Source organism: Streptomyces sp. ISL-36, assembly GCF_018614205.1.
Taxonomy (GTDB): domain Bacteria; phylum Actinomycetota; class Actinomycetes; order Streptomycetales; family Streptomycetaceae; genus Streptomyces.
Window position 1 is genome coordinate 63,734 of record NZ_JAGGOS010000084.1, and the last position, 26,791, is coordinate 90,524.

At 69.9% G+C, this 26,791-nt stretch carries 17 protein-coding genes; 2 read left to right on the forward strand and 15 right to left on the reverse strand.

The genetic code is table 11. From position 1 onward, the window contains the following. Window positions 1–652: 652 nt before the first annotated feature. The 10 genes from J7E93_RS21890 to lysA form a co-directional block, all read right to left on the reverse strand. Window positions 653–1,465 (reverse strand): hypothetical protein, encoded by an 813-nt coding sequence (locus J7E93_RS21890; RefSeq protein WP_215071627.1) that lies wholly within the window; start codon window positions 1,463–1,465, stop codon window positions 653–655. 7 nt (window positions 1,466–1,472) lie between these two features. After that, window positions 1,473–1,994: a phage tail protein gene (locus J7E93_RS21895; protein WP_215071628.1), complete on the reverse strand. Its 522-nt coding sequence runs from the start codon at window positions 1,992–1,994 to the stop codon at window positions 1,473–1,475. Between the two features lie 10 nt (window positions 1,995–2,004). Next, window positions 2,005–3,987: a phage tail sheath C-terminal domain-containing protein gene (locus tag J7E93_RS21900; protein WP_215071629.1), complete on the reverse strand. Its 1,983-nt coding sequence runs from the start codon at window positions 3,985–3,987 to the stop codon at window positions 2,005–2,007. 265 nt (window positions 3,988–4,252) lie between these two features. Then, on the reverse strand, window positions 4,253–5,731 hold the full coding sequence (locus tag J7E93_RS21905; protein WP_251066885.1) for a SpoIIE family protein phosphatase: 1,479 nt from the start codon (window positions 5,729–5,731) through the stop codon (window positions 4,253–4,255). Between the two features lie 98 nt (window positions 5,732–5,829). Beyond that, on the reverse strand, window positions 5,830–6,942 hold the full coding sequence (locus J7E93_RS21910) for a hypothetical protein (protein ID WP_215071630.1): 1,113 nt from the start codon (window positions 6,940–6,942) through the stop codon (window positions 5,830–5,832). A 10-nt stretch (window positions 6,943–6,952) separates the two neighbouring features. Continuing rightward, on the reverse strand, window positions 6,953–8,443 hold the full coding sequence (locus J7E93_RS21915) for a cytochrome P450 (RefSeq protein ID WP_308368743.1): 1,491 nt from the start codon (window positions 8,441–8,443) through the stop codon (window positions 6,953–6,955). A gap of 25 nt (window positions 8,444–8,468) precedes the next feature. Next, on the reverse strand, window positions 8,469–9,509 hold the full coding sequence (locus J7E93_RS21920) for a polyprenyl synthetase family protein (RefSeq protein WP_215071632.1): 1,041 nt from the start codon (window positions 9,507–9,509) through the stop codon (window positions 8,469–8,471). A 529-nt stretch (window positions 9,510–10,038) separates the two neighbouring features. Beyond that, window positions 10,039–11,736 carry an SWIM zinc finger domain-containing protein gene (locus tag J7E93_RS21925; RefSeq protein ID WP_374105412.1) on the reverse strand — a complete coding sequence of 566 codons (1,698 nt, stop codon included), beginning with the start codon at window positions 11,734–11,736 and terminating at the stop codon, window positions 10,039–10,041. A gap of 181 nt (window positions 11,737–11,917) precedes the next feature. Next, window positions 11,918–13,360: an APC family permease gene (locus tag J7E93_RS21930; protein WP_215071634.1), complete on the reverse strand. Its 1,443-nt coding sequence runs from the start codon at window positions 13,358–13,360 to the stop codon at window positions 11,918–11,920. 68 nt (window positions 13,361–13,428) lie between these two features. Beyond that, a complete protein-coding gene (lysA, locus tag J7E93_RS21935; RefSeq protein ID WP_215071635.1) occupies window positions 13,429–14,712 on the reverse strand; it encodes a diaminopimelate decarboxylase in 1,284 nt (427 codons plus the stop codon). A 108-nt stretch (window positions 14,713–14,820) separates the two neighbouring features. Here lysA and J7E93_RS21940 point away from each other — a divergent pair, with 108 nt between their 5' ends. Beyond that, the gene (locus J7E93_RS21940; protein ID WP_215071636.1) at window positions 14,821–16,071 is read left to right on the forward strand and encodes a CdaR family transcriptional regulator; all 1,251 of its coding nucleotides are present in this window, start codon (window positions 14,821–14,823) and stop codon (window positions 16,069–16,071) included. Window positions 16,072–16,364: 293 nt separating this feature from the next. Here the strand turns inward: J7E93_RS21940 and J7E93_RS21945 are convergent, their stop codons facing one another. The 5 genes from J7E93_RS21945 to J7E93_RS21965 form a co-directional block, all read right to left on the reverse strand. Beyond that, window positions 16,365–17,576 (reverse strand): sugar ABC transporter permease, encoded by a 1,212-nt coding sequence (locus J7E93_RS21945; protein WP_215071637.1) that lies wholly within the window; start codon window positions 17,574–17,576, stop codon window positions 16,365–16,367. A gap of 107 nt (window positions 17,577–17,683) precedes the next feature. Further along, window positions 17,684–18,475: an ATP-binding cassette domain-containing protein gene (locus J7E93_RS21950; protein ID WP_215071638.1), complete on the reverse strand. Its 792-nt coding sequence runs from the start codon at window positions 18,473–18,475 to the stop codon at window positions 17,684–17,686. Between the two features lie 5 nt (window positions 18,476–18,480). Continuing rightward, the gene (locus tag J7E93_RS21955) at window positions 18,481–19,620 is read right to left on the reverse strand and encodes a substrate-binding domain-containing protein (RefSeq protein WP_251066886.1); all 1,140 of its coding nucleotides are present in this window, start codon (window positions 19,618–19,620) and stop codon (window positions 18,481–18,483) included. Next, window positions 19,617–21,872, reverse strand: a complete 2,256-nt coding sequence (locus J7E93_RS21960) for a SpoIIE family protein phosphatase (protein ID WP_215071640.1) — start codon at window positions 21,870–21,872, stop codon at window positions 19,617–19,619. Before J7E93_RS21960 ends, J7E93_RS21955 begins: the two co-directional genes overlap by 4 nt. Before the next feature lie 667 nt (window positions 21,873–22,539). After that, complete coding sequence (locus tag J7E93_RS21965) at window positions 22,540–25,638, reverse strand: discoidin domain-containing protein (protein ID WP_215071641.1); 3,099 nt, start codon at window positions 25,636–25,638, stop codon at window positions 22,540–22,542. A 15-nt stretch (window positions 25,639–25,653) separates the two neighbouring features. Between J7E93_RS21965 and J7E93_RS21970 the strand changes: the two genes are divergently transcribed. Then, entirely contained in the window at window positions 25,654–26,715 is a 1,062-nt protein-coding gene (locus tag J7E93_RS21970) for an RHS repeat-associated core domain-containing protein (protein WP_215071642.1), read from the forward strand. The last annotated feature ends 76 nt before the right edge of the window (window positions 26,716–26,791 follow it).

The following is a 26,791-nucleotide window of genomic DNA, read 5'->3' on the forward strand; positions in this document are numbered from 1 at the left end:
GCTCGCAGGCCGAAGCGCCGGCGCACCGCCGTCGGCGGCCCTTCGGACGCCGGCGGGGTACCGGGTTGCCGGCTCCCGGCCGTCGTCACCGATGCCTGCGGCGCAGCGACGGCTCGGCTCTCGGGCGCACGGCCGGGGTGCGGCTCGTGCGGTGGGTTCGAAGGCGTCGTCGGCTTCGCCTGGAGGGGCGGGGTGGCCTCGGAGCGACCGGTGGCATCCTCGGCGACGGGCGGGGCCGGTGGACGCGGTCCGGTCCGGTCCCGACTCCCTGCGCCAGGGGCGGACGGTGCGCGGTCCGGTGCCGCGGGCGCCGATGCGGATGCGAGGGGGATCAGCTCCGTGAGCGCGGGATCGAGCGCGGGATCCGGGCCGCTCCGTCGCGCGGCCGGCCGAGGGGCCGCGGAAGGCTCGGTGGCGTCGGCCCACTCCGCGCGGGACGAGGGATCCGCCGCGGACCGTTCGCGCGCAGCGGTACGGGGGCGCGTGCGCGGGGCGAGCGGCGGGGTTCGGCCGGGGACGCCCGTCCAGGGCTCGGCCGGTGCGGAGAAGACCTGGCCCGGTCCCGTCGGCGACTCGTACCGTGAGCGCGCTCGGGGCCGCACCGTCGGCGTCGTACCGGCCGCCATGCGGGCCAGGGCGCGGAGGAACCCGCTCATCCGATCAACTCCAGGTAGCAGGCACGCCGTACGGGATCGAGACGGAGACAGTCCTGCTCGCTCCATCCGTACGCCGACGCCAGCCGGTGTACGTCGAAGAGCAGCAGCCGGGCGTGACCTTCGATCTCCTCCCAGAAGACGGTCACGGGATCCAAGCCCACGTCGAAGCCATGGCCGCAAGCGGGGCAGACGGTGGTGACGCGAAGGTCGCCGTAGGGGTCATGGCGGTGGAGTTCGGTGTCCAGCGCGTCGACAACCTCTTCCGGCAGGGCGTCGAGGGAGAGCCCGGCGCCCGGGGAAGGATCGACGGCCAGGTCGTCCGGGCCGGGACCGGCCGGGAGGCGGCGCGCCCCGATCACGCACGAGCTCAGCAAGGTCTGTGCCGCCGACTCCGGGTCCGCACTCTCCGAAGCACGCTCGAAGTCCGACACGCTGGGCGCTCGGAAGCGCACTTCCAGGCCGCCGACGCGGACCGTGCCGATCGACTCGGTCGAGTGGGCAGGGGGCTCGGTGTCGCCCCGATCGGATGCCGGGCCGTCGAGCAGCCCCTGGAACTCGATTTCAAGGTCCAAACGCTCGCCGCAATCCGGGCACGCCGTCTCGCCGTCGAGCCGGCTGCCGAAGACCGCCTGTCTCGCGCGGAGCACCAGCTGGTTGCAGCGGCCCAGGGACAGACGCCCGAGTTCATGAAGGGAGAGCGAAGGGTCGACCTTGCTGAGCAGCAGTCGTCGCCTGGAGGCGGGGAACGTCCGGGCCGTGCTCCAGACATCGAGGATCCAGATGTCGTCCACGAGCGGCGTAGGGGCCATCTGCTGCCTACGGTTCGACGAAAGAGGGCTCGGCGGGCTCGACCACCTCGTAGTCCCGCTCCCAGCCCTCGTTCTCCAGCTTGAGGTGCTGGATGGCCACGGCATTGGCGTTGGCGTCCAGATCGGGGAGTGCCTGGAACTCCGAGACCCAGGCACGGAACACCTTGTAGGCGAGCGCGAGCTGGCCGGCCTCGTTGTAGACCTCGATCACGAGGTCCTTGCGGAAGTCCTTCAGCGCGGACTCCGCTCCGAGCGCGGAGCCGAAGTTCCACACCTTGTTGGCCCACTCCTCGAAGGCGGTGTCGTGTGTGACACCACGCTCCAGGGTGATCGCCTCGAACTCGGTGCGCCCCGGGGACTTGCGGCTGGAGCTCGGGTCCCCGCCGTCCCGGTGCTTGACCACTTCCGTGGTCCGCTTCAGGGCGCTGACCTTGCTCACCCCCGCGACGTACCTGCCGTCCCAGCGGACCCGGAACTTGAAGTTCTTGTACGGGTCGAACCGATTGGTGTTGACGGTGAACGACGGCATGTGATCCCTCTCAACCCTGCGTCTGACCGGTCAGCTGCTGAAGACGGATGAAGACGAACTCGGCCGGCTTGAGCGGGGCGAATCCGAGGAGCACGTTGACGACGCCGCGGTCGATGTCGTACTGGGTGGTGGTCTGCGCGTCGCACTTGACGAGGTAGGCGTCGCGAGGCGTCGTGCCCTGGAAGGCCCCTTGCCGGAAGAGGCCGTGCATGAACGAGGTGAGGTTGAGCCGGAGCTGGGACCACAGCGCTTCGTCGTTGGGCTCGAAGACGGCCCACTGCGTACCGCGGAAGGCGCTCTCCTCGATGACCTTGGCCAGCCTGCGCACCGGGAGGTACTTCCACTCGCTGGCCATGACGTCCGCGCCGTCGAGGGTGCGGGCGCCCCAGCTGACGGTTCCGTACACCGGCAGCGTGCGCAGGCAGTTCAGACCCAGCGGATTGAGGACGCCGTTCTCGGCGTCGGTGAGCGGGCAGTCAAGGCCACCGACGCCCAGGAGCCTCGCCTCGGTGCCACCGGGCGCCTTCCACGCGCCGCGTGCGGCGTCGGTGCGTGCCCACAGACCGGCGAGGGTGCCGCTGGGCGCGACCGTGCGCAACCGGAACCCGTTGAGCGGATCGGGCACCCGCAGCCGGGGGAAGTAGGCGGTGGCGTCAGGGCCTTTGGCGGTCAGTCCAGAGCTGATCCAGTCCAGGGCCTTGTCGACGGTCCGCACGGCGGGGGGCGGGTCCACGATGAGCATCGCGCGGTGCTTGGCGCACAGCTGCATCGCCTCGGTGAACACGGCGTTCGGATTCGAGATCGTCGAGTCGAGCGCGTTGGGGTTGCCCGCCGAGGGACGTGTCGCATCGGGAATGCACAGGATGGTGAAGAGATCGACCCTGCCGAGCGCATGCATACCCGTGAAGGCGTGCGCGCTTCCGATCAGCGCGGCGTCGCCCGGGAGATGTGTCCCGTCCTCGCCTTCGACCGCCGATTGCTGGGCCTGGACGGCACGGCCCACACCGAGCCGGTACCTGCCGACATTGGCCTTGGCGGAATCGAGGTTCAGGGTGGGAAGGAGGCTGTCGGGGTCCCCCTCGGCGAAGGTGATGACCGCGTCCACCGCGTCGGGCAGCGCGACGGGGTCGAAGTCGCTGATGACCCGGATCCCCTTGCCGCTGGACGACGGCACGCAGCGAACCCTGGCGCCGGCGACCCGGGCCGCGAGGGCGGCGTTGATCTTGCGTTCCAGAAGAGCGCAGAGCCCGGCTACGGACGTCGGCAGCGGTTCGTTCGCCGCGATGACCGTCACCGGCACCTGGGTGATCCTCCCGTTGGGCAGGTCGCTGGTGGCCTTGAGGGAGTAGTCCTTGTCATTCTTCAGGGCGGCGAAATTGATGTCGCCGCCCGGTGTTCCTCCGGCGGCCGGACGTGTGACGGCGCTCGGCGCGATCTTCACGCTCACCGTGCGCGAGCCGTTGTCGGGGTCGCTGGTGACCGTCTCGACGTAACTGCTGCTCGTGCTGTCCATGCTTACGCCGGCGAACCGCTCGGTCGTGCCCGTGGCCAGATCGCTGATCGTGAGGTTGAACGTCTTGGTGTCCTGGGCCGGGACACCGTCGTGGTCGACGTCGACCACCAGGTTGTTCCCCCAGGAGCCCTTGCTGAGCGCGGTGATGACGAGCGCGGGCCTGCCTGTGTTGTCCGTTGCGCTGCGGAGCGTGATGCCGGCGGCGTCGCCGTCGGTCTTCGGCACACGCACGACATAGGCGTCGGTGCCGCCATTGAGGAAGAACTGGCGGACCGCGTAGCTCAGTTCGCTCTCCCTGTCGAGCCCGCCGAAGAGGCGCTCGAAGTCGGCGAAGGTGAAAATGCGGGTGGCGACGTTCTCAGGTCCGCGGGCCGTGTATCCGACGAAAGCGGCGATCGATGAGGGAACAGCGACGATGGTCCGCGTCGCGGACTCGAGCTCTTCGATGTAGACGCCCGGATAGGTGGGTGCGACAGCCATGGGTGCGAGTCCCTATCTCTCGGTGGCCCGAGTTCAGAATCAACCGCAGCCATCACTCTCTGTCAAGAGAACTCACCGTGGGTGACTCCATCGGCTCTGGAAATCGCAGCGTCCATGATCACGGATGGTGACGGGGGGGGTGCGCTGGGTGGGAGGCGAGGCGGGCCGCATGGGCGCTGTCCCCCGCAGGCGAGCGGTTGGAATGCGGCCTTGGATCCGCAGGGAGCCGGCAGCGGGTCGGCAGTCGGCTGTGCTTGTTCCCGTCTCAAGCCGGATGGCTACGTCCAGTCGTGCGGGGAGGTAGCGATGTCCTCGGATTTTCCGGGCAGCCGTGACGCATTTTCGACCCCTGGTGGCTCGGCTTCTCGGGACGATGGACCAGGCGTCCTCCCCTCCCCATCGGGTACGCGTCGACCAGTGCGTCGACGGCAGCGGTTCGGTCGAGCGGGACGTCGACGGCCGCGGCCCGGGAGGTGTCGAAGCGGACCTCGACCGAAGTCCAACGCCGCCTCGGTCGGCCGCCCGTCAACTCGGCGGTCATTTGCACCCATTGGCCCGTCTCTCCTCGGAGCAGGCGGAGGGAGACCGGGGGACGGCCGTATCGGATCGCGTTGGTGACGAGCTCGCTGACGACCAGTTCTGCGACGAACGCCGCCTCCTCCAGTCCCCACTCCTCCAGCTTTCCTCGTACGAGCGCACGCGCTCCGGCGACCTCGGCCGGGTCGGAGGCGACAGGCCAGAACGCCATGCTGTCCTCGGGGCAGGCGCGGACGCGCACCAACAGCAGCGCGGCATCGTCGTCGGCGGCTCCCTGCACACGCAGAGAGACGATCTCGCCGCACGCCTGCTGCAGGGACCCGGTCCAGGCGTCCAGTGCGCCGCACAGGTCCGCCACTCCCTCGTCCACGTCCCGGGTGCGCGCCTCGACCATTCGGTCGGTGAACAGGGCGAGCACAGTACCCTCGGCGAATTCGAACTCCTCGCTCTCGAAGGGCAGCCCACCGACGCCCAGGGGGGCCTGTAGGCAGATCGAGCGCTTTGTCCGTCGGGCCCCCGCCCCACGGCCGGTGGCGACCGGCGGGAGATGGCCCGCGCTGGCCACGGCGCATGTGTGGGAGGTGGGGTCGTACACGGCGTAAAGACAGGTCGCCCCCAGTGCCCTGTCCGTCGCCTCATCGCCCGGTGTCCGGTGTATTCCCACTCGTGCCTGACTCACCAAGTCGTTGAGCCGGGTCAGAAGTTCGTCCGGCGGCAGGTCGAGGGCGGCCAGCGCCCTCACGCTCGTGCGTAGTCGTCCCATGGTGGCCGCGGCGTCCACTCCGCGCCCCACCACGTCGCCGACCACCAGCCCGACCCGGGCGCCCGACAGCGGAATCATGTCGTACCAGTCGCCTCCGACTCCGAGAGGGCCGGTGGTGGGGTGGCTGGTCCGGTAGACGAGGGCGAATCCGCTGCGGTCGCGGTGCCGCAGCAGGGTGATCTGCCAGGGGGGACGGTCGGAGGCGAACGGATGGAACTGCAGAGCGCGGGCGCGGAGGCGGATGTCGTCACCGGCTTCCAGGACATGGTCGACCACCTGCGTGCCGAGGTGGGGCAGGCGGGTTTCCCAGCGGGTCCTCCGTCCGCGTGTCGTCACCACCGATGACAGAGTCGGCAGCGTCGTGCAGCGGCGGGCGATGTGAGCGCGGAGCCGGTTGAGCGACGGTGGATCCTCGTCACCGTAGAGGACGGCTCCGATCACCATGGACGGTTGGCTGAGCAGGACGTACGTCCATTCCGCGTGGTGCCCGCATGTGTGGAAGCATCCTTACCTCTCTGGCGCCTCCCGGGGCTGCGGTGTTCTCAGTCCAGTTGGTTCCACAACCAGGCGATGTCCGGATACGGGGGCGGAGTGAGGTCGTCCGGGTCCCACAGCTGAGGGCTGCCGGTCAGCGACAGCTCGGGTGGTGGACACAGGGCCAGTGCTGGTTCTTGGCGGCTGTTGCGGTCGGGTGCGGTGAGGTAACGGATGTTGCCGGACATCCAGGTCACAGTGGCGGGCAGCCACTGCGGCAACTCGGTGGCGTAGCGGACCACCGAGGAGCGAGCGTCGCGCAGGAGCCGCTCTTGCAGGCGCAGCATGACTGCGACGGTGCGTTCGTACAGCTCCCAGACCTTGATCAACGCCTCGGCGAGACCGATGCCGTGCTCGACCGCCATGGCGGAGAGGAGGTTGACGTGGCCTTGTCCGTCCGCCTGCTCCTTCATCAGACTGCCCAATTCGTTGACCATGGTGCAGGGATAGAAGACTGCCTGCGTGAAGGCGCGCACCAGCGGGTCGTCCACGTCACGCGGCGGCAGGGCGTATCCGCCGCCCGGGGGAACGAGTGCGGCCAGCGCGCCGGTGCCGGCCTTCTGCCAGCGCATCCGCAGCCACTCGCCCACCGTCGGGGGTGTCGGTCGCCGGTGCAGGGCCAGCTTCCAGAGCTGTCCGCCCAGCCACTGCATGTGCTCCGCGCGCACGGTGTGCATCGCGTCGGGGTCGAGGCAACCGTCCATCATGGTCCGGACCTCGCGCAGGGATGTGACGAAGGTGTTGTCGAGCAGCGGCGCGGCCGCGGGTTCGGTCATCACTCGGTTCGCTTCCGCGGTCAGCGCGATGGCCGCGGCCGGGTCGTCGACGAGACTGTCGAGGTGGTCGTCCCACACGAAGGCCCAATAGGTATAGCAGGACAGGGAGACGGCGGCCTCGGGCGTGAAGAAGGGCATGCCGGTCGCGATCAGTTCTCCGAGCCTCGCTCGGGTGATCAGTGAGTCCGGAGCACACAGCCCCTGCTGGACCGCCCACTGTGCGGCATGGCGGTCGAGCTCTTTTCCGTCCGCGTTCGGTGGCGCCGGAGTGATGGGGCAGAACAACTTCACCTCCTTCAGCGAAAGGCTTTCCAGCGTCTGGGCGAGTGTGAGGTCTTGAGCCATTCCTGCCTCGTCAGTGCAAGGCGCTGCCCGTAGGGGCTGCGTCTCCGGCGGATGTGCGAACGTTGCCGGGCGGTGGGGATCCCGGGCCGCGGCGGGCCCTGACCCGCAGATGCGCGTCGCGCGGGCGCAGATCGACCCCCGCTCTGATGCGGGGCTCCCGCGCGGTGACCGGCTCGAGACGCCAGCGGGAGCTGATGGCGGCGAGAGCGAGAGTGGTCTGTATCAATCCGACCTGATCACCGATGCACTTGCGGGCACCACCACCGAATGCGAGGTACGTCCCGCGGTCGGGCTTCAAGTCATGCCACCGGTCGGGGACGAAGTGGTCCGGATGAGCGTAGATACCAGGGTGACGGTGAATGAGATACGAGCTCCAGGCGACCGTCGTGCCCGGCACCAGGTGGTGGCCGCCGAGTTCGGTGGGCCGAGCGACCTCCCGCGTCATCAACCAGCCGGGCGGGTACAGGCGGAGCGTCTCAGCGACCACATGCGCGGTGTCCTTGAGAGCTCGAAGTCGCTCGACGGTCGGCGTCCTTCCGGCCGCTAAGGCGTCACCTTCGCTCTGGAGGCGCACCGCGACCTTGGGTCGGCCGGCGAGCAGAAGGAGCGCCCAGGTGAGCGTGTCAGCCGTACTCTCGACGCCGGCGCCGAAGAAGGTGATGATCTGGTCGGTCACCTCTTCGTCGGTCAGAACGCGGGCCGGTCCGGACGCGTCGTCGACCGCGGTGATCAGGCGGGACAGCAGGTCACCGCGGTCGGCGTCGGCAGCGCGACGGGTGACCACGAGGGCTATGAGGCTGCGCCGCAGTCGCTGACTCGCCCGCCGATAACGTCGGTTGAACGGGGTCGGCAGTCGGTCCAGGGACCGAGGCGTCAGCGCCTTGCGGACCACTCCTGTGGCAAGGGTCTCCAAATCTTCCTCGAGCGTGCGCTCGGTCTCCGCGGGAAGGGCGTCCGCGGTGAACAGCGTCTCCACCACCGAGCGCCTGGCGAAGGCCGTCATCTCGGCGTGCAGGTCGATGACCTGCCCATCGTGCCAGGAGGCGGCCATCTCCTCCGCGACGGTGGCGATGCGCGGAACGTACCCGGCGACCCTGTCCGGGTGGAAGGACGGCTGGCAGAGCCGCCGCAGTCGCCGGTGGAGACGGTGTGGGCAGACCGCGAGTCCGTCGCCCACGAGGTCGCGTGCCCGTTCGTACAGAGGACCGCCCTTGTCGAAGATACGGTCGTTGATGAGCACGTGCCAGGCGAGGTTCGGTGTGCTCACCATGACGACGCTGCGCCGCCCGACATGGAGTCGGGCCAAAGGTCCGAGGGCGGGCAAGGAACTGACGAAACCCACGGGGTCGCGCAGCAGCGGAATGGAGTGCCCGAGGATGGGGAGTGCCCCAGGAGCCGAGGGAATGGATGTGATGGACAAGGCGTCACTCCCTCGGTGTGCGAGAACGGTCCAAAGATTCGTCGCTTGTGCAGGTGCATCAGCAGGCGCTGTACCGGCCACGCAGGGCCGGCCGGGCGGCGTGCCGTCAGCACTGCCGTTCAGTGATCAGTTGGGCCAGGGCTGTCAGCTCGGCCGCTACGACCGGGACGGGGTGAGCGGCCGATAGCCGCTCCACGGCCGTGCGGACATGGCGCCTGGCCTCGCTCGTCGCCCAGGCCCGTCCGCCGGCCTTCTCCACCAGGTGGGCGGCCCGCTCCGACTCCTCCGCGGTCAACCGGTCGTGTCGGCCATAGAGGCGGACGAGTTCTCGCCCGGCCGCGTTGTCCGCGGCACAGGCGTACGCGACGGGCAAGGATTTCTTACGGAAGACCAGGTCGGAGCCAACCGGCTTACCCGTATGCCGCGGGTCGCCCCAGATGCCCAGCAGGTCGTCAACCAGTTGGAACGCCGCCCCCAAGTGCGCGCCGAAGGCCCGGAGATGCTCCACCCGCGCCTCAGCGGCCCCTCCGGCCAGGGCCCCGAGTCCACAAGCCGCTGCCATCAACGCACCGGTTTTGCCGGCCGTCATCACCGCGCACTCCTTCACCGACACCACGGACCGTTTCTCGAACAGAGTGTCGACGTACTCCCCGCCGATCAGTGCTTGCACGGCCGCCGTCAGCTGACTCACCCCTTGTGTCCCCAGCGGAGCGGGGGCCGCGAGCAGGACCTGGCACGCCAGGAAGAACAGCGCGTCTCCGGCCAGAATCCCGGCCGGCACCCCGAGAGCAGCCCAGACGGCAGGTCGCCCGCGGCGCATCCGGTCCCCGTCGATGATGTCGTCATGGAGGAGCGAGGCGTTGTGTACCAGTTCCACCGCGACCGCTGCCGGCGCACCCGCTGCCTGCTCACCGCCGACCGCCTCACAGGCCAGGAGCGCCAGAGCCGGCCGCACGGCTTTGCCCGAGTTCCCGGTCGCCGGGTCGCCTGCCTCGTCCCACCAGCCGAAGTGCACGCCCACCGGGTGCCGGATCTCCTGTGGCAGCGTCTCCACCGCCTCCCGCACCCCTGCGAACGTCACCGCACCCGCGTCACGCAGCAACTGCCACGCGCAGCGCGCCGAGCGTACCGACGAGATCACTGTCATCCGTGCCGCCTCCCCACCCGAGTGAACGACAGGCCACCCCCGACCCCAGGCCCTTCCGAGCCGCCCGCCCCTATGGCCGCCGGCAGCGGAGCCTCACGGCAGTCGAATCCATCTCATACGCCAGCACCAACCGACACAAGCCATAACCCAGGGCGCATTCGGAGCGCATGGAGCATTCCTCAACCCACCCCCCGACGTCCGCACCCTCACCGCGACACCACACGCCTGCGCAGGAACGCTTCTGCGAACTGGGCGTCACTTGGAAGTGCCGTAGGCGTGGGCGCCGTGGCGGTAGCGGCTCGGTCTGGCGGCCGAGGTCGTACGTGGTGTCGGGGTACAGCCCGGCCCAGCTTTGCAGGAGGCGTACCGGCGAGGTGCGCTCAGAGTGCGGGATCTGGTGGCCTGGTGTGAGCAGGCCCGACGACCGTCACGGCACCGGCGAGGGGCCGGCCGGGCCGGATTGCGATCACCTGGGACGTGACGGCGGGGACAATCGGGTTCGTGGCCCAGGCGGCGGGCAGGTGACCAGTCAGAGCTCGTGCTGGTCGAGCATCGTCATCAGCTTCCGCTTGCGCTTCTGGTCGGCGCGCAGGGTGGCCAGGTATGTGGCGAACTCGTCCTCCGTGCCCAGCGCGCGGTGGCAGGCGCGGGCGCTGAGCAGTAGCTCGGTCATGCGCTCGTACGTGGCGTCGCCGGTCTGCTTGCGCAGCGGCTCGATCCAGCGCAGGTAGACGGTCAGGGCGTCGGCAGGGCGATGTTCCCGGATCCGGTCGGCCAGCGCCAGCCACTGCTGCTGGTCGGCGTAGCCCTCGGCAGCGGCCTGCCAGGCGGCATCAAGGTCGCCTTCGTCCATGAGCGCGTCGACCAGCACGGAACCGCCGTACCAGCGGCCCTTCTTGGGCTGGGCTGCAGCGCGCAGCACCTCCAGCGCGCTCGTGCGCTCGGCGCCGTCCCAGGCGTCGGCCGCGTGGGCCGCTGTACGAAGGTTCTGGTACGCGGCGAGCGAGGGGCGGGCCCGGAGCAGGTCGCGGCGGATCGTGACCACGTCCGCCAGGCGACCGGTCCGCGCGTACCGTGCGCAGACGAAGGCGACCAACTCGCCGTCCGGGCCCCACTCCGCCTCGGTCTCCCGCAGGCCGCGTTCGGCCCACTTCAGGGCGTCCGCCGGGCGGCCCGCCGCCTGCAGCTCCTTGGCGATCACGAGGTGGGTGTGGCCGTTCGGGGCGAGATCCGCCGCGTGAATTGTGATCACCTCGTCCACGCTGCCGCCGTCCGCCTTGAGCAGCCGTTCCATCAGGTACTTCTCGGCCCATCCCTTGGGTTCGGCCCTCCAGGCGGCGACCACCAGTTCCCGGGCCCGGGCCAGGCCCGGCTCGCCCAGCACCTCCTGGTAGTCGAACAGGTCGATGCCGGTGACGTCGTTCGCCTCATCCAGCAGATGGTTCACCAGCCAGTCGGCGGTTTCCACCGGATCGGGCCGGGAGGCCCGGCAAGCCTCCAGGTGCGCCTCGGCGAGCCCCGTCGCGACCTCCCCGAGCAGGCCGTCCGAGTCGTCGATCTCCCCGTACGTCCGGCCCAGCGCCGCGAGCGCCTCCCGAGCCACCTCCACAGCGACCGCCGCCCGGCCGCTCGCCGCCAGCGCGCGCAGAGCGGTTACCGCCTCCGCTGCCTGTTGCCCGTAGGCATGGGCGTCGGCGTACTCGACGTAGCCGTACCGGGCGAACGGGCTCGTGTCGAGCAGGTTCAGGACGCGCTCCCGGACGATGCCGGTGTCCTCCCCGGCGGTGGCGGCGCGCAGCTCCAGGCGGCGGCGGAGATCGTGGTCCTCCGCGAGCTGTTGCCGTACAAGGGTGAGCAGTTCCTCCCGGCTGCGGGATTCCAGCCAGGTGTCCAACACCTCGGTACGGCGGCGGGCGGCGGCTCGTTGCCGGGGCAGCGACTCGGCTTGCCCCAGTACAGCCAGGCCGACCGCCACGCAGTGTTTGCAGAAGTTGCCATCCAGTCCGTAAGGGCAGTTGCACCAGCCGGTGAGGCCTGGCCCGTCCCCAGCCTCGCCGGCGGTCAGCTCGACCTGGTATCTGTCCGTGCCGTCGACGGTGGCGTTGATGGCCACGTCCCCGATCTCCAGTCGGGACACCGCGTCCAGATAGCCGAGGCCCCGCTCGTAGGAGCGGTCCCCGGCCCGCTCCCGAAGATCGCCTTTGGTGAATCCCCATCGGTGTGTCACAACGGCCATTCAACCGCGTGACGGCCCGCTCGGTGGAGGGCTTGGGGGAGAACGCCGTACTTCAACCGGCGACTGTTTCGGACAGAGGGCTCGACAGCCCGACGGTCCTCGGCCCGCCGCCCGGTGTCGACGGCGTTGCCGCGATCGTCACCCTCACGAACTGCTGACCGGCTTCGGCCGGTCAGACCCGGGACCGGTCCCGGGTGGTGTCAGGGGCCGTCTGCAGTCGGGAGTTCTTGCGGCTGTAGATCAGGTAGACGGCCAAGGCCAGCATGAGCCAGCCTCCGAACAGGAGGTAGGTGTCGAGGGGAAGTTCGTAGATCAGATAGCCGCAGGCGAGGACGGACAGGATCGGGACCACCGGGTAGCCCGGGACACGGAAGCCTCTGTCGAGACCAGGAGCGGTGCGGCGCAGGATGAGCACGCCGACCGATACCACGGTGAAGGCGGCGAGGGTGCCCATGCTGGTGAGGTCGGCCAGCAGGTCCAGGGGGAAGACCGCCGCGAGGAGGGCGACGAAGCCGCCGGTCAGGAGGGTGGTGAACACCGGTGTGCCGCTGCGCGGGCTGACGCGGCGGAACGCGGAGGGCAGCATGCCGTCGCGGCCCATGGTGTACAGGATGCGGCTCTGTCCGTAGAGGACGACCAGAGTGACGCTGACGATGGAGAGCACCGCGCCGGCGGACAGCAGCAGGGCCGGCCATCGGGCCCCGGTGATGTCGCCGAGGATGGCGGAGAGGCCCGCTTCCTGTCCTTCGAAGGCCGTCCAGGGCTGGGCTCCGACCCCGACCACGGCGACCAGGATGTACAGAGTGGTGACCACGAGCAGGGCGCCGATGATGGCCACGGGCAGGGTGCGCCCGGGGTTGCGGACCTCCTCGCCGGCGGTGGAGACGGCGTCGAGGCCGATGAAGGCGAAGAAGACCGTGGCCGCGGCGGTGCTGACGCCGGCGATGCCCAGCGGGGCGAACGGCTGGAGATTGCCGGCGTCGAAGCCGGTCGCGCCGACCACGATGAAAAGCGCCAGGATCCCCAGCTTGACCAGGACCATCACAGTGTTGACCAGGGCCGATTCCTTGGCGCCCCGTACCAGCAGCAGGCAGCACAGACCCACCAGGACGACGCCGGGCAGGTTGATGACGCCGCCCGCGCCCGGGGGCGAGGAGATGGCCTCGGGCATGCGGAAGTCGAAGAGGCGCAGGGTGAGGTCGTTGAGGTACTGCCCCCAACTGACCGCTATCGCGGCGCCGGAGACCGCGTACTCCAGGAGGAGGCACCAGCCCACCGCCCAGGCGGCGAACTCGCCCAGGGTGGCATACGCGTAGGAGTACGAGGAACCGGACACCGGGACGGCCGAGGCGAGTTCCGCGTAGCAGAGGGCGGTGAGGGCTGCGGCGGCCGCCGCGACCGCGAACGACACGATCACTGCGGGGCCGGCTTCGGGCACGGCGCTGCCGAGTGCGAAGAAGATGCCGGTGCCGATGGTGGCGCCGATGCCGATCATCGTGAGCTGGAAGGGGCCGACGGTACGGCGCAGGCCGCCGGCCCGGTCCGCGTCCGTCGTGAAGGTGTGCAGTGGCTTGCGTCTCAGCATCTGCCGGCGCAGTGTCGGGCGAGAGGGCATCAGGGACTCCTGCGGGGGAGGGGGAGGGGGAGGGGCGGGCTGCCAGGCCGGACGGGCGGAGGCGAGGTTCAGGGGAGGTCGCGGCGCAGCAGGTCGCCGTACGTTTCGCGGCGCACAACGGCGCGTGCATCGCCGCCCTGGCAGAAGACGACGGGCGGCCGGAGCGCGCCGTTGTAGTTGTTGCTGAGGGAGTAGGTGTAAGCGCCGGTGACGGGCACCGCGATGAGGTCACCGGGGCGGGGGTCGCGCAGTGGTGCTTCCGCGCTCAGGGTGTCGCCGGACTCGCAGTGTCTGCCGACCAGGTGGCAGGGGTCGCCGCCGCCGACGCGGGTGGCGACGGTGGCTTCGAAGCGCTGCCCGTACAGGGCGACTTCGAGGTTGTCGGCCATGCCGCCGTCGACGGCGACGAAGGTGGGCTCGCCGCGCTTGACGCTGGCCACCCGGTAGAGCGTCACGCCGGACTCGGCCACCATGGACCGGCCCGGCTCGATGATGACGTGGGCTTCCTCGGGCAGTACCCGGCGGGCCGCGTCGACCAGCGTGTCCAGGTACTCCTCCACGCTGGGCGGGCGGTCGTCGTACGTGTAGCGGGCGCCCAGGCCGCCCCCGAGGTCGTAGACGGCGAACGCGCCGAGGGCCGCAACCGCCTCGACGGCTCGGGCGAACGGCTCCGTGTCGAGGATCTGGGATCCGATGTGGACGTGCACTCCGTCCAGCCTCAGCCGGCTGCTGCCGCGCAGCCGGGCGATGGCCTCGCGCGCCTGGGACAGCGTCAGCCCGAACTTCGAGCCCTCCTGGCCGGTGGAGACCGCCGCGTGTGTGTCAGGCCGGATGCCGGGTGTGACGCGCACCAGGACGGGCTGCTCGTCGGCGACGATCCGCTCCAGCCGGTCGATGTCGTCGAAGTTGTCGATGACGATCAGCCCGGCTCCGGCGTCCACGGCCATCCGCAGTTCGGCGTCCGTCTTGGCGTTGCCGTGCACCACGATCCGGGCGGGGGCGACGCCGCCGGCCAGGGCGAGGGCAAGCTCGCCGCCCCCCGCGACGTCGATGCTCAGCCCCTCCTCGGCCAGCAACCGGTAGACGGCCGTGCAGGGAAACGCCTTGGACGCGAACGCCACCCGCGAGTTCGCCCACCGGGCGGCGAGCCCGTCCGCGTACCGGCGGGCCTGGGACCGCAGTGCCGCCTCGTCGACGATCAGTGCCGGGGTGCCGAAGCGCTCGGCGAGGTCGGTCACCCGACAGCCGCCGATCACCAGGGCGCCGTCATCGGCGAGTGCCGTGCCCGGCGGGAAGAGTTCGAGCAGCGACTCCTGCGAGGGTGAGGCGGTCGGCGGGGCCTGGACGGGCATGGTTTTCCTCCGGGGTGGGTGCAGCCGGCTCGTTCCGGGGGGCCGGTCGCACCATGGTCGAGCCGCTTCACCTGCTCTCGCTTTGTCGAGATCACCTAGAATCCAGACATGCCTTTGCCGAATACGCCAATCCGTGAAGGTGCGGGGGACGGCTCCGGCGAGGAGCTCTTCGCTCTCGCCGACGCCATCGCCGCGGTCATCGGCGGCTCCGTGGCCATCGAGGATCTGGACGCACGGGTGCTCGCCTACTCCACGCGGCCCGGCCAGCGGATCGACGAGCTGCGCCGCCAGGGCATCCTGGGCCGGCGCGTACCCGATCAGTCAGGTCCGCAGGCGGAGCGGCAGCAGCGCCAGTACCGGCAGGTGCTGGCCGCGACCGGCGTCGTACGGCTGCCCGGCCTGGCCGAGGACGAGCTGCCCCGTGCCGCCGTCGCCATCCGCGCCGGGGACCTTCCGCTCGGCACGATCTGGGCGATCGTGGACGGCGGCAGACTCGACGCGGCCGGCGAGCAGGCGCTGCTGGAGGGCGCCCTGACGGCCGCCCTGCACATGCTGCGGCGTCGCGGCGCCGTCGCTCTGGAGCTCCATGCCCGCGAGGAGGCACTGCGCGCCGGCCTGGACGGCACGGCCCCCGCGCCGGAGATCGCGTACCGGCTCGGCCTGCCCGCGCGCTCGCCCCTGACCCTCCTCGGCTTCGCCCCCGCCGGCACCTCCCCGCCGGCGGCGGCTCTGCTGGCCCGGACGGGCTCCGATCTCGGCAGGCACTGGGCCGCCGTACGCCCTTCGGCGTCCGTCGCGACCGGGCCGCGCGCCGTGTACGCCCTGCTGCCCGGCGAGGATCCGGCGTCGGCGCGACGACTGGCCGAGCAGGCCCTCGCAGCGGTCGCGCGTCCTCGCGCGGAACCGCTACGTGCCGCCGTCAGCCGGACCGGCGCAGGCCTTGCCGATCTAGCGGCGCTGCGCGCGGAGGTCGACGACGTGCTCCAGGTGATTACCGCGGACGAGACGGCGCGCCCTGTTGCCATGCTGACCGACGTGCACGCCCACGTGCTCCTGGCTCACCTGGCGGACGAGCTCGAACGCCGGCCGAGGCTGCGCCACCCGGGCGTCGAGGCGATGCTCGAACACGACCGCGTCCAGCACACCCACTACGCCGCCTCGGTGACCGCCTGGCTCGACGCGGTCGGCAATGTCGGTGAGGCGGCCCGGCGCCTGACCATCCACCAGAACACCCTCAAGTACCGTCTGCGCCGCGCGCGTGAGCTGTTCGGCCTTGACCTGGACGACCCGGACGACCGACTCTCGTGCTGGCTGCAGCTCCGAATCGGTGTCGGGCGCGGCTCCGCTGCCCCGTGCTGATCGGCTTCTTCCACTCGCAGAGCCAAGGCGGATACCCGGCACCCGGCCAAGTGCCCTGAGCAGACGGCGCGGTGAACTGAGGGGCCCTGCGTCCGGTGTGGCCGGCAGCCCGGTGAAGCCGGATTCGACCAGCACGCCGAGGGCGCAAGGAGCGGCGGCCCTCGTCCTGGCCATTCCCTTCGACACGACCGGCGTGACCGGGGAGCAGGGACGCCTCGTGCGGGCACGCCTCGTCGGGGCGGATGCGGGCGCCTCCTGACGGCGCCGCCTGTCGAGTGCCGGGTGCGCGCGGGTCAGAGCCGACCGTGCGCCTGCTGGGTGCGGCGGGTGAGGGAGTCGGTGATGAGGGCGGCCACCAGCACCGCGGCCACGATCACGTACTGCACCTCGCTCTGAACGTTCAGCAGCACCATGCCCGACGCGATCGACTGGATGAACAGGACTCCCAGCACGGCGGACCAGGCCCTGCCTCGTCCGCCGAAGAGGCTGGTCCCGCCGATGACGGCCGCGGCGATCGTACTGATCACCAGGGGCCCCGATCCGGTCAACTGACCCACCGAGGTGATCTGCGAGGCCAGGAACACGCCGCCTACCGCAGCCATTGTCCCGGACATGGTGAAGACCGAAACGCGCATCAGCGTGACGTTGATCCCGGCGCGGCGGGCCGCCTCGGTGTTGCCTCCCAGTGCGTAGATCTTGCGGCCGTACGGCGTGCGGCGCAGGAGGTAGTCCAGGCCGACGACGACGGCCAGGAAGACCAGGAGGGCGAGCGGCAGCCCTCGGAACCGGTTGAGGACATACGCGGCGCCGAATCCGATGGCGGCGATCACCGCTGTACGGACCGCGATCTCGACCGGTGACCGCGAGCGGCTGCCTGCCGCCCGCAGTCGGCGGCCGTGTTGGAGGGAGACGAGCAGGAACAGGGCGGCTCCGAGTGCCGCCAGGGCGTATGCGGCGGCTTCGTTCTGGAAGTAGTGGTTGGTCAGGTCCGCGATCAGTCCGTCGGACGGGAGGCTGATGGTGCCTCGAGCGCCGAGGAGGGCGAAGGTGAGGCTGCTCCAGCCCAGCAGGCCGGCCAGGGTGACAGCGAAAGAGGGCACCCCGAACACGGCGACGACGAAGCCCTGGAGGGCGCCCATCGCCGCGCCGCACAGCACCGCGAGGACGGCAGCCGCCCACTCAGGCACCCCGTGGTACACGCTGAGAACCGCGAACACCGCCGCGGACAAGCCGCTGACCGCTCCCACCGACACATCGATCTCGCCCAGAAGCAGCACGAACACGACGCCGAGCGCGATCATGCCGATCCCGGCGATGTCCACGCTGAGATTGGTCAGGTTGCGAGGGCTGAGAAAGGCGTCGTCGAGGCTCTGGAAGATGATCCATACGAGCAGCAGCGCGAGAGCCGCCGCTCCGGGACCCAGCTCACCCCGGTGGATGTGATGGCGCACCGGTCTGATGGCCTGGTTCACCGCCGCCTTCCCACGGCTCACCGCCGCGCTCATGGCCGCCCTCGTCCGGTGGGTCTCCTGTGTGGGGCCTCGGCCTCCGTCCGGTCCGGCCGTCGAGCGGCGGGGGCCGGAAGTGGCCGTCGTGGACCGTCCGGAACTGCTCACGCCAGGCCCTCCTCCACATCGTCCACGCCGCGTTGTGTGACGGCGTTGTCCGTCGCGCCTGTCATGGAAGCGATGATCTGCTCCTCGGATGTGTCGTGCACGGAGAAGAATCCGTTGTTCCGGCCGTGCCTCAGGACCGCGACCTGGTCCGCGACGGCTTTGACGTCGCCCAGGTTGCGGCTGATCAGAAGCAGGGCGAGACCTTGTTCGCGCAGCTCCTCCACCATGTCCAGGAACCGGTGGGACTGGGCGACCCCCAGTGCGGCGGTGGGTTCGTCGAGCATCAGCAGTACGGGGTCACTCAGCAGCGCGCGGGCGACCGCGACCATCTGGCGCTGGCTTCCGGACAGGGAGGCGACCGGAGCCCGCAGGTCCGGGAGGTCGATGGACAGCCGTTGCAGCAGGGCGCGGGTTCGGCGGCCCATCTCGACCTCGTCCACGGCGAAGACCGTGCCGAGTTCCCGGCCGAGGAAGATGTTCCCCACCACGTCGAGGTTTCCGCACAGCCCGAGGTCCTGGTAGACCGCTGCGATGCCCAGGCGGCGCGAGTCGTGGGGACGGGCGATCCGTGCGGCGTGGCCCTGCCATCTGACCGTGCCCGAGTCGGCCGGTTCCACCCCGGCGATCACTTTCACCAGGGCGGACTTGCCGGCGCCGCTCTCACCGACCAGCGCGACGACCTCGCCGGAGCGGATCTCCAGAGACACGTCGGTCAGTGCGTGCACCGCACCGAATCGCTTGGAGACCCCGCTCAACTCCAGCACCGGCGCGTCGGAGACCCTTTCCATGGTGCTCACTTCCCCGCCGGAAGGAGCCCGGCTCGCACACAGGCCGTCCGATAGGACGGGGTGCAGATCTGGGCGACCGTATAGGTGCCGTCCTTGACGACGGTGTCCTTCACCGTGGCCGCGGTGACCGGCTCGGCACCGACGAAGACAGCCGGGATGTGCGACGCGGTCCCGTTGCTCACCGTGTCCTCGGCTCTGCCACCCAACCTCTCACCACGACTGAGCGCCACCGCCATGTCGGCAGCCACCTCCGCCTCCTGCTTCACCCGTTTGTGGACGGTCATGACCTGCCGCCCGTCGAGGACACGCTGCACGGCGGACAACTCGGCGTCCTGGCCCACCACCGGTGGCAATGGGGTGATGCCCTCGGCTTCGAGCGCGGCGATCGCACCGGCTGCGAGGGCGTCGTCGGCGGCGTAGACACCATCGATGCGGTGGGCGCCCAGTTTGGCCATGGCACCGGTCATGAGTGCGTGCGCGTCTGCCGCGTCCCAGCGAGCGGAGCGGTATGTGGTGATGGAGTGCACCCGTGGCTCGAGGACGGACAGCGCGGCCTTCTGCCGCTCGCCCGGCTGGTCGCTCAGCGAAGGCCCTTCCAGCCATAGGATGCGGGCGCCGGCCGCCTCGGGCCCCAGGGCCGCGAGCATCGCCTCGCCCTGCAATCTGCCGACCGTCGCCTCGGAGCCCGCCACGAAGGCCGATACCGGCCCTGCGGCGAGCCGGTCGTAGGCCACGACTGGTATGCCTGCCCGCCGCGCCTCGACGACCGCCGGGCGGACGGCCGCCGTGTCGACAGCGTCCAGGACGAGCACCTCCACGCCCCGGCTGATCATGGCGTTGATCTGCTGACGTTGGAGCGCCGGATCGTCATGGGCGTTGGCATACGTCACCGTACAGGCGGGACACAGTTGGTCGATCCGTTGCTCGGTGAAGGGGCGATCAAAGGTCTCGTACCGTGTCGCCTGATTCTCCGGTAGGAGCAGGCCGATCGTTGCACCCTCGCCGGCTCGATCAGGCGACCCGTCGCCGCTCTCTGCCGTGCCGCAAGAGGCTGTGCCGAAGGCCAGGAAGAGAGCCGTCAGGGCTATGCCCACGCGGCGCCGACGAAGGGGCGGGGCCGTCTTGCGAGCGCTCGACCGGGTCATCTGGGTCGCCGTCCGTCCGCTGCGGGCCCGGCAACCGGGGGGCGGGAGGCCAGCGTGACCTCGCCCCACACCTGCTTGCCGCCGCTGAGAGGCACGGATCCCCAGGTCTCCGCCATCGCCTCCACCAGCAGCATCCCACGCCCGCCGGTGGCCTCCCAGTCCAGCGACGCGGCTCTGACGGGGGTACGTGGCGACGAGTCGCTGACCGCCACCCGTAGCCGGTCGCCAGTGAGGGTGAGGTCGAAGCGCACCGGACCTTGCGTGTGCACCAGTGCGTTGGTGACAAGTTCGGAGACGATCAACATCACGTCGTCTGCCTCCGTACCCACACCCCACGTCCTGAGAGTTCTCTTGACGTATCTACGGGCATGCATCACGGCATCGGGCAGCCGCCACACCGTGGCGCCGGCCCGAACCGGTTTGTCGTGCATGCCGTCGTAGCGGAAGAGCAGGAGCGCCGCGTCGTCGTAGCGTCGGGGAGCACCCTCCAGCAGCGCATCAGCGGCATCGGCCGGGTGTGAGGGGTCGAGCCGGGACAGCGCTTCGCGCAGCCGCCGGGCAGCGTCGCCCGGACGCGGGTCGGGCGACTCCAGCAGCCCGTCGGTGAGGAGCGCGAGAACCGAACCCGGGGGAAGACCGATCGTCGCCATCACGTATTGAGCGTCCGCGAGCACTCCAAGCGGCGGCCCACCCTCGACCGCGACCTCCTCCGTGTTGCCGTCCGGGTGGCGCAGCAGCGGTCGCGGGTGGCCGGCCCTTACCAGCCAGCAACTGCCGTCCTCCATGTTCAGATCCGCGTACAGGCAGGTGGCGAAGAGGTCGGTGCTCATTCCCAGCAGGAGCCGGTTGGCGTGCGAGGCGACCACGTCCGGAGGATGGCCCTCAATTGCATACGCCCTGATCGCCGTACGGATCTGGCCCATGATCGTGGCCGCAACGGGGCTGTGCCCCTGGACATCGCCCACGACGAGAGCCACATGGCTGTCCGGCAGGGGAACAACGTCGTACCAGTCGCCGCCCACCTCCAGACCCGCTGTGGCGGACCGGAATCGCGCAACGGCGACCCCGCCGGACAGCGCGGGCAACGTTCGGGGGAACAATCCGCGCTGGAGCGAGGTCGCCAGTTCGAGACTGGCCTTCACGGCCCGCGCCCGCATCAGGGCCTGTCCCGCATGGCTCGCCACTGTGTCGAGCAGCAAGTGCACGTCGGAGTCGACGGCGTTCGGTGTGTCCCAGCCGATCAGGTACAGGGCAGGCACGGAGCTCTCATCACGCAGCGGCAGCAATGCGAGTGCGCCGGGGCCCACTGCGGCGAGCTCCGGCTCCAGGTCTGCCGTTCCACCGTCCGCTCTCGCGCCTCGCCACAGCGTGGGTCGGTTTGTCTCCAGTGCCGTCTGCACACTGGGAACGGCGGCTGCCGAAATTTCGGTTGGTCCCTCGCGGCCGGGCCACCAGCCTTCGGGCCAAGCGGTCGCGTCCGGAGGGTCCAACATGCTCACGACCACCTGATCCGCGGTGACCTCCGCCAAGGCCGTGCGGTCCGCCTTGAGGGCCGCCCGCAGGACAGCGCTCAGAGGACGCAACACCGAAAGGTGCCCGTCAGAGCGCGGTTCTGCTGCTTTCGCGACCGCGCCGAGGACTCGTTTCTCCTCGCCGCCGAACCGGTACCGCAGTGTGAGTCGGCAAGATTCGGTTGCCGGCCGACGCGCCCGGAACTCGCGCTCACCGGCAGCCGGCCCCTCAGCATCCGCGATGGCCGTCAGCGCGGGCACGTCCTCAGGCATGACGAGCTCCAGCAGGGTCTGGACCCGGCCGTCGAACTCCTCGGCCCGGATGCCGGCCAGAGCAAGCAGGCCCCTGTCGGCCTCGATCCACTCCGATCCCAGCGCCATGGCGAACGCGCCGATCCCGTCGAGCGGGTCTCCGTCGCCCTCCAAGCGGGCAGCCACGCCATCCGCACTGAGTTCGATCAGAAGGCGCTGTTCGGCGCTGAAACCGTCGGGCATGTCGCCGACCACGACCAGGCAGCCGGACCGCCCAGTGGTCGACGCGAGCGGCAGCACGCCCATGGACACGCCGGCGGTGGAGCCGCGGTGTCCGTACTGGGCCAGGTCTGTGGCGTCGAGCCACAGCGGCCGGCCTGTGCGGAAGGCGTGTGTCAAAGCGGAACGGTCGGTCAATTCGTACCGAGGTGCCAACTGCAGTCTGTCGGCGGGACGGGCGGCCGTCTGGACCAGGGCCAGGGCGTCCACGGCGCCCTCCAGCAAGTAGACCGCCGCGACAGCGGCACCGCCGAGCCCAGGGCCCGGCATTTCAGGCAGACCGACGACGGGCAATAGCCCGGATCCAGGGCGCGCAGCCTTCCCTGCCCCGGGCGGACCCGCTCTTCCCGTGCCGGTCATGTCGTCACCGGTTCCTCCGCAGCGTCTGCCAGCAACCCACTTTCAACGCTGGGAACAGCGTAATCAGCCGATAAAACGGGCGCACGTGCGAGCGCTGTGAAGGCTGCCCATCCGGTCGGCGGCGCAGTTGCTGCCCTGGCCGGCTCCGACACCGAGGACCCGGCGAGATACGGGGCGTGTGCGGTGGGCTCCGGGTCGGGCTCCGGCAGGCAGGCGGGCGAAGGCGTCGTAGGCGCCGATCGGAGCAATGTCTACGCGGCTCGGTCCAGTGCGGGATCGGAGCGCTTCCGTGGCGGCTCTCGGCTGTGATCGCGCCACGGTGCAGGACGCCGCATCAACCACAGGCCCCTTGTTGCCGGCGACGACAGGCATCATTGAGGCGGTACCGGTGTCCGCGCAGATCCAAGTGGTCCCGGGAAGCGACTCGTCGGGCGCGGGGTATGAAGTGCCGGACACGGCGGGGCCGCCGGTCACACCGGCGGCCCCGCGCTGTTTCACTCGGTCGTGCGCTCGTCGGCTAGGTCGCCGACGGGTCGTACGCTTCCACCTCGGCGAACTGCATCCGGTAGTGGCCGGAGGAGTCCTGGGAGAGGTTCGTGCCGGTCACCCGTACGTACCGGGCGTTCTGGATAGGGAAGGGGAACTGCTGGACGGCGTTGCCAGGCTTGGGGTAGCCGGTGCGCTGGGCCACCTTCGTCCAGGTCGTACCGTCCTGTGAGACCTCGATGGCGAAGTCGACGGGGAAGCCGACACCGGTGTTGGCGGCGCCGTCGTTGCGCGGATACAGGTTGATCCAGCCCACCGGCAGGGACGTACCGAGGTCGACCTTGACCCACTCCTGGTGGTTGGCCGTGAGCGTGTTGTCGCTGCTCCAGCCCTGCAGGCCGGGCAGTGCGGAGGGGTTGCCGTCGGTGAGCGCGGCGGCTGTCCAGCCGGGGCCGGAGTAGCTGCTGCTGACGGCCACCGCCGCGCCCTTCGCGACGTTGCGGCTCTCCCGGGGCAGCGACTTGCCGCTGTAGGCCCCCAGCCCGCTGAACTGCATGCGGTACTCGCCGCGGCTGTCCGTGCTCAGCTTCGTCCCGGTGATCCGGACGAACTTGCCTGGCCGCGGCTCGAAGAGGAAGTGCTGCGGCGAGGCGTCGGGCTTGGGGTAGCCGGTGCGCTGGGCCACCTTCGTCCAGGTCGTACCGTCCTGTGAGACCTCGATGGCGAAGTCGACGGGGAAGCCGTTGCCGGCGTTGACCCCGTCCGTGCGCGGCCGCAGCGTGATCCAGTTGAGGCTCTGGAGGGTGCCGAGGTCGGCCGTCACGTACTCGGTGTGGCTGGCGCCGACGTTGTTGGAGCTGCTCCAGCCGGTGGCGGTGCTGTTGTCGACCAGGCCGCCCGGGCTCCAGGTCGCGTCCACGTAGCTGCTGCTGGCCGTGACCGCGGCGCCCAGGGCCAGGTTGGGCGCCGCCGAGTTGAAGGCCTTCTGGCCGTACACCTCGACCTCGGCCAGCTGGAGCCGGTAGTCGCCGGAAACCGCCAGCTTGGTCGCGTTGACCTTGACGTAGCGCGCGTTGCGACTGTTGAACGGGAAGGGCTGGACGGCGTTCCCGGGCCTGGGGTAGCCGGTGCGCTGGGCGACCTTGGTCCAGGTGGTGTTGTCCTCGGACACCTCGATGGTGAAGTCGACCGGGAAGGAGTAGCCCGTGTACTGCGGTGTGCCGGTGCGCGGGTAGAGGCTGACCCAGTTCACCGACTGGCGGGTGCCCAGGTCGACGGTGACGGACTCGGTGTGGTTGATGGCGGTGTTGTCGTTGCTGCTGAAGCCGTTCGAAGCAGAGGTGGAGTCGCGCTTGCCGTCCACGATGTTGGCGCGGCTCCAGCCCTCGGCCTCGTAGGTGCTGGTCGACGTGACGGGGGCGCCCTTGGCGAGGTTGACGGCGGAGGAGAGGAGGTAGCGGCCGCCGCTCGCCTCCAGCGCGGCCAGCTGCATCTGGTAGCGGCCGAGGTTGTCCTGGGACAGCTTGGTGCCGGTCACCTTGATGTAGCGGGCACTTTGCGCCTGGAACCAGAAGGACTGGCCGGCGTCACCGGGCCGGGGGTAACCGGTCTGGCTGACGACCGGGGTCCCCCAGGTGGTGCCATCGCCCGACAGCTGGACGGTGAAGTCGACGGGGAAGCCCATGCCGGTGTTGGCACCGTCGTTGCGCGGGCGCAGGTTGACCCAGTTGAGCGACTGGCTCGCGCCGAGGTCCACTGTGACGGACTCGGTGTGGTTGGCCAAGAACGTGTCGCTGCTCCACCACGTGGAGGCGTTCGCGTCGACGAGGGCGCCGGCGGGCCCGCTCGGGGCACTGCTGCTCGCGGTCACGGCCGTGCCCACGGCGAGGTCCGGGACCCGCGGATCGTAAGCCTGGTCGCTGAACGCCTCCAGCTCGGCGAACTGCATGTGGTAGCCGCCGAGGTTGTCCTTGGACAGCTTCGTGCCGGTGACCTTGATGTAGCGGATCTGCCTGGTGTCGAAGGGGAATTCCTGCGCGGCGGCGTCCGGGCGCGGGTAGCCGGTCCGCTGTACCACCTTGGTCCAGGTGACGTTGTCCGGGGAGACCTCGACGGTGAAGTCGACGGGGAAGCCGGCGCCGGTGTTGGCACCGTCACCGCGCGGACGAAGCTTGATCCAGTTGACCGAGCGCGGTGCCCGCAGGTCGACGGTGACGGACTCTGTGTGGCTGGCACCCGTGTTGTCGGCGCTGCTCCAGCCGCCCGTGTTACTGCCGTCCACCAGGCCGTTCAGGGGCCATCCGTCGCCTTCGTAGCTGCTGCTGGCCGTGACGGTCATGCCCTTGGCGAAGTTGTAGGCGCCCGTCGCGAGCTTCTGGGTTCCGTAGACCTCCAGCTCGGCGAACTGCAGGTGGTAGTCGCCGTGCGGGTCGGTGGACAGCTTCGTGCCGGTGACCTTGACGTACCGTGCGTTGGTGGTGTCGAAGGAGAACGACTGCGCGGAGTTGCCCGGCTTGGGGTAGCCGGTGCGCTCGATCACGCTGTCCCAGGTGGTGCCGTCCTCGGAGACCTCGATGGTGAAGTCGACGGGGAAGCCCATACCGGTGTTGGCGCCGTCGTTGCGCGGGTACAGGTCGACCGAGTTCAGGGCCTGTCGGACGCCGAGGTCCACCGTCACCGATTCGGTGCGGTCGCTGTTGGGGCTGGCGGTGGTGGTGCTCCAGCCGTTCGAGCCGGGCTGGGATTCGCGCCGGCCGTCGACCAGGGCGGTCCTGCTCCAGCCGTCGGCCTCGTAGCTGGCGGTGGCGGTCACTGGGACGCCCTTGGCGAGGTTGGGCCCGGTGTGGGTGGAGCCTGCGGTCAGCGGGGTGTCGAACGTGTAGCCGCCCTCGGTCGAACCCTTGCCGGGCCAGACGGTCAGCGAGTTGCCCTGTGCGCGGCCCCAGAGGTCGGGGCGGCCGTCGCCGGTCAGATCGGTGCTGGAGGACAGCTCGGGGTACGCGTCGGCGCCGGCCCCGGAGAGGATCTTCACGGGCTGGGCGGACTCGCCCCAGGAGCCGAGGTCGAAGCGCCCGTCCGGGGTCTTCTTGCCGACGTACTGGTAGATGTCACCCGTGTCGTCCCGGCGCACCCCAAGCGGCGGACGATGCCCTTCGGGGCCGCCAGGGGCGCCCAGCCCGCCGGGTGGACCGGGGACCGGGCCTTCATCGGGGGCACGCGCGACGTGTCCACCGGGCTGACCCACCTGGGGGCACGTGAGTACGACCCGGCGATCGGCCGTTTCATCTCCGCCGACCCGGTGATGGACCTCAGCGACACCCAGCAGATCAACGGGTACGCGTACGCCCACAACAACCCGCTCGCCTCCAGTGATCCGACGGGCCTGTACGACCCCGACCTGCGGGACTACTGCCAGAAGAACCGGTCGGAGTGCGAAGGGGACCGCCTCAAGCAGGACGACACCGAGGAGGACGAGTGGGAGGACGTTGTGGACCTCTTCGACAACCACCCGGAAGGCTCCCAATGGAAGTCGTTCGAGGTCGGCCGGGGAGAGGACCGCGGCATCATCATGGTCCGCTTCTACATCCACACGGAGAAGGCCGCCCTGGGCATGCTCGTCGGCGACAACCGCGGATCGACCGATGATCCGAACGCGCCGTTCCGGATGACACTCTTGTGGGACACCGCCACGGGCCAGTGCCTGTTCACCGTCGCCGCGTCGGAGACGCCGTCGAGACCGGTGGCCAAGAAGGTGGCCGCGGACCCGGGGAGCAATGCGCCCTTCAAGTGGGAGACGACGGAAGTCCCCGGCAGAATGCCGCCGGCCCGCCCGATCGAAGTCGACGGATTCACCGATGACACGGTCATCAGGGGGCGTAACGTTGTCAACCTGCACAATGATGGGGCAAGTGTGTCCCCGGAGAAGCTCGACGTGGGCATCCACGCCGTCAACAGCCTCTGGAGGCTGTTCGCGGTGGACAACGAACTCACGGTCGAGGCGACAAAGACGGACGTGAAGATCACACGGAAGGGCGACCCCTATCCGGACATGGAAGTGTTCCAGTACCGCAAGGGCATGGCACCACGGCTGATCGCCCAGGACAGCATGGCCAGCCCGACCGGGCTGGACTCCATCCCCAAAGACCCGCGCCTCAAACTGAAGATCAACCGCTCGTGGGTGAACGGCGCATGCGTGAGCGGCTGCTGATCCCCGCCCGGTGAACCAGCGGCGGCTCGGTACCCCTCCAGTGGAGGGCTACCGGGCCGCTGTCGTACGGGGTGAA

What these genes read in the sequence shown, in the direction of transcription:
- J7E93_RS21890 (WP_215071627.1), bottom strand. Translation starts at nt 1,465, where the DNA reads ATGGCCCCTACGCCGCTCGTGGACGACATCTGGATCCTCGATGTCTGG.
- J7E93_RS21895 (WP_215071628.1), bottom strand. Translation starts at nt 1,994, where the DNA reads ATGCCGTCGTTCACCGTCAACACCAATCGGTTCGACCCGTACAAGAAC.
- J7E93_RS21900 (WP_215071629.1), bottom strand. Translation starts at nt 3,987, where the DNA reads ATGGCTGTCGCACCCACCTATCCGGGCGTCTACATCGAAGAGCTCGAG.
- J7E93_RS21905 (WP_251066885.1), bottom strand. Translation starts at nt 5,731, where the DNA reads ATGGTGATCGGAGCCGTCCTCTACGGTGACGAGGATCCACCGTCGCTC.
- J7E93_RS21910 (WP_215071630.1), bottom strand. Translation starts at nt 6,942, where the DNA reads ATGGCTCAAGACCTCACACTCGCCCAGACGCTGGAAAGCCTTTCGCTG.
- J7E93_RS21920 (WP_215071632.1), bottom strand. Translation starts at nt 9,509, where the DNA reads ATGACAGTGATCTCGTCGGTACGCTCGGCGCGCTGCGCGTGGCAGTTG.
- J7E93_RS21930 (WP_215071634.1), bottom strand. Translation starts at nt 13,360, where the DNA reads ATGCCCTCTCGCCCGACACTGCGCCGGCAGATGCTGAGACGCAAGCCA.
- lysA (WP_215071635.1), bottom strand. Translation starts at nt 14,712, where the DNA reads ATGCCCGTCCAGGCCCCGCCGACCGCCTCACCCTCGCAGGAGTCGCTG.
- J7E93_RS21940 (WP_215071636.1), top strand. Translation starts at nt 14,821, where the DNA reads ATGCCTTTGCCGAATACGCCAATCCGTGAAGGTGCGGGGGACGGCTCC.
- J7E93_RS21945 (WP_215071637.1), bottom strand. Translation starts at nt 17,576, where the DNA reads ATGAGCGCGGCGGTGAGCCGTGGGAAGGCGGCGGTGAACCAGGCCATC.
- J7E93_RS21950 (WP_215071638.1), bottom strand. Translation starts at nt 18,475, where the DNA reads ATGGAAAGGGTCTCCGACGCGCCGGTGCTGGAGTTGAGCGGGGTCTCC.
- J7E93_RS21955 (WP_251066886.1), bottom strand. Translation starts at nt 19,620, where the DNA reads ATGACCCGGTCGAGCGCTCGCAAGACGGCCCCGCCCCTTCGTCGGCGC.
- J7E93_RS21970 (WP_215071642.1), top strand. Translation starts at nt 25,654, where the DNA reads ATGCCCTTCGGGGCCGCCAGGGGCGCCCAGCCCGCCGGGTGGACCGGG.